Source organism: Longimicrobium sp. (genome assembly GCA_036389135.1).
Lineage (GTDB): Bacteria > Gemmatimonadota > Gemmatimonadetes > Longimicrobiales > Longimicrobiaceae > Longimicrobium.
This window is the reverse complement of record DASVQP010000045.1, coordinates 1-1759: the sequence shown is the minus strand read 5'-3', so window position 1 is coordinate 1759 and position 1759 is coordinate 1. Positions and strand designations below refer to the sequence as shown.

Here is a 1759-nt window from a genome sequence, read left to right as displayed (position 1 = left end):
TATACTGCCCCCTGTCCCAGTCAGACCACTGTTAAGACAGTAGAATAGCTGTCGGAGGTGGAACGATGAGCAACGGACCGGATGAGCAGAATCCACGGCGCTGGACCGCGAAACGACGCGCCGCCCTCGTGGTCGATATTCTGCGTGGCAGTACGACCGTGGTTGAGGCAGCCCGCGCCCATGGCCTCACGGTTGCGGAGATTGAGCAATGGAAAGAACGCTTCCTCACGGGTGCCGAAAATGCGCTCCGGGCGAAACCGCTGGATGAGGAGGCGCTCAAGGAGCAGGAGATCAAGCGGCTCAAGCAGAAGGTGGGTGAGTTGGTCATGGACCTGGACATTCTGAAGGAGGCCACGAAAGCAAACCCTTCGTGGCGGCAGATGTCCGACGAGTAAGCGCGGTGCTTCCCACCGCCTCGCTCCGCCACATCTGCCGCGTCCTCGACGTGCCGCGCTCGGCGCTGTATCAATCCGCAGCTCGTGCGTCTGCACCTGCTACAACAGGCACCACGGCGCTGGACGACCCGGTGATCCGCCGCATTCGCGATCTCATTCACGCGCATCCGACCTACGGCTACCGGCGAATCTGGGCCTTGTTACGCTTTGGGGACCAGCTGGTGATCAACCGGAAACGGGTCTACCGCCTGATGCGGCGCAAGCGCTGGCTGGTGGGTCAGCGGCAGGTGACACCCAAGCCGCGGGTCAAACGGCGGCGCAGTGTGGCGCAGCGGCGCAATGAGCGGTGGGCGATGGATGTGACGCATATCGCGGTTGGGCGTGACGGCTGGGCCCACCTCACGGCCGTCATTGATTGTTACGATCGCGAACTGGTCGGCTTTGAGTTTGCGTTGCGGGGCCGCGCGAAGGAAGCGGAACGGGCGTTGGAAGCAGCCTGTTTGCAGCGCTTCGGAACCATTCGCCCGAGCGGGAACACGCCCATCATTCGGAGTGACAATGGCCTCATCTTCCAGAGCCGACGATTCCGCGATGCCTGCGCCTTCTATCGGCTCGACCAGGAGTACATTACGCCGTACACACCCGAACAAAATGGTCTGATTGAGCGTTTTTTTCGCAGCCTGAAAGAGGAGTGTGTGTGGCAGCACACCTTCGAGAGTTTTGCCGAGGCGACGGGAGTGATCAGTGCCTGGATCACCTGGTACAACGAAGGGCGGCCGCATCAAGCGCTCGGGTATCAGAGTCCCAAACAATTCCAACAACAGCATCAACAACAAGCGGCTTGAGTGGTTTGACAGCGGGGGTGCATTACAGCCGGTCGCTGCGCGGGGTGATCATGCGGATGCGGAGGTGGCTCGCGCCGTCCGTCTAACCGTTCGTCGTCGAAGAACTGAATCCCGAGCAGCGCGGGGAATCGTCTGCGAACAGCTGGAGGCTGGCGTCTGTGGCCCGGACGTTCCACCCTCCGGCTTTTTGCGTGTTCTGGAGGTGTTCATGCGGGTCCATGTCCCAATGTATGGCGTTCCTGGCGTCCTGCGCCCCGCCCTGCCACGCGCAGCAGCGTCGTGGACGATAGCTCATCGGAGCGTAGCTCCCAGGCCGATCGCAGGGATGATCCGCCGCCGGCAGCGCGGTCAGAGTCTGGTCGAACTGGCGCTGGTGCTGCCGATCCTCCTCGGGCTCGTGTTCGACGCCATCGGCGTGCTCCAGGTGCTGCTGACCCACTACACCGTGGAGCAAGCCGCCCGCGCGGCGGCGCATCAGGCCGCGATCGACGGCGGCTGGAGCCAACAAGCCCGCATGAC

The 1759-nt window shown here is 62.8% G+C and carries 3 protein-coding genes; all 3 read left to right on the top strand.

All coding sequences use genetic code 11. The annotated features are described in order from the left end of the window. The first annotated feature begins 65 nt into the window (after positions 1-65). Entirely contained in the window at positions 66-395 is a 330-nt protein-coding gene (locus tag VF584_11535; protein HEX8210800.1) for a transposase, read from the top strand. A gap of 5 nt (positions 396-400) precedes the next feature. Then, complete coding sequence (locus tag VF584_11530; GenBank protein ID HEX8210799.1) at positions 401-1240, top strand: IS3 family transposase; 840 nt, start codon at positions 401-403, stop codon at positions 1238-1240. Between the two features lie 325 nt (positions 1241-1565). Further along, positions 1566-1759, top strand: a 194-nt coding sequence (locus VF584_11525) for a TadE/TadG family type IV pilus assembly protein (protein HEX8210798.1), incomplete at its 3' end; no start/stop codon positions are given.